Source organism: Streptomyces sp. MB09-02B (assembly GCF_033794485.1).
In the GTDB taxonomy this organism is placed as follows: Bacteria; Actinomycetota; Actinomycetes; order Streptomycetales; family Streptomycetaceae; genus Streptomyces.
On sequence record NZ_JARGEE010000918.1, the window covers coordinates 1 to 992 of the forward strand.

Sequence of the window (992 nt, forward strand, 5' to 3'; positions counted from 1 at the left end):
GGACGGGGGCGTCGGCAGGTGCTGCCTTGTGCCGCCCGAGGCCCCGCCCCTGCCGACGCCCCCGTACCTGACGCAGGACCTCGGTGCGCCCCATGCCTGGCAGTTGCTCCTCGCCGTCCTGACCGCGCTGCCGCTGCTGGTCCGGCGCCGCTACCCGCTGACCGCGTTCTGGGCGGTGATCGTCACGACGATGGTCTTCAACGAGCGTGCGGGGGCGGCCGAGGCGACCGGGTACACGTTCCTGACCTGTGTGGTCGCCGCGCACAGCGCTGCCGTCCACAGCCCGTACCGGCTGCGTACGCTCGGCAGTCTGGTGGCGGGCGCCGCCCTGGTCGCGGCGTTCGCGGAGGACAACTTCCCGTACGTCACGCCGGGCGTGATCCCGTTCCTCGTACTGCTCGGGGTGGGGCTCGGCGCCAACGCGATCCACACCTGGAAGCAGCGTGTGCACGCGCTGCGGGAACAGCAGGAGGCGGCCACGCGTCTGGCGGTCGAGCACGAACGCTCCCGTATCGCACGGGAGTTGCACGACGTCGTCACCCACCATGTGAGCGTGATGGTGATCCAGGCCGGCGCGGCCCGCAAGGTGATGGACCGCGCCCCCGACCGTGCCCGCGAGGCCCTGCTCGCCGTCGAGTCGGGCGGCCGTACGGCCATGACCGAACTACGGTATGTGATGGGCCTGTTGACGATGTCCGACGAGGACCTGCCGGCTACGACCGCCGAGACGGGCCGGACCGACGCGTGGGGAATCCCGGCCGACCGGGACTCCGGCTTCGGCTCGGGCTCGGGCTCGGGATTCAGTTCGGGCTCGGGCTTCGGCACGGGCTCGGGCTCGGGCTTCGGCACGGGCACGGGCTCGGGCACGGGATTCGGCACCGGCTCCGCTTCCGGCACGGACTCGGGCTCCGCTTCCGGGGCGGAATCCGGCTCCGCTTCCGGGGCGGAATCCGGCCCCGGCCTCGCCCAAGGCCCCACCCCCAACCCCGGCC

The 992-nt window shown here is 73.0% G+C and carries 1 protein-coding gene; it reads left to right on the forward strand.

All coding sequences use genetic code 11. The features are described from left to right. Positions 1–28 precede the first annotated feature (28 nt). Positions 29–992 (forward strand): histidine kinase dimerization/phosphoacceptor domain-containing protein (locus tag P1P70_RS45075; RefSeq protein ID WP_319248342.1); only part of this gene is annotated, 964 nt, incomplete at its 3' end.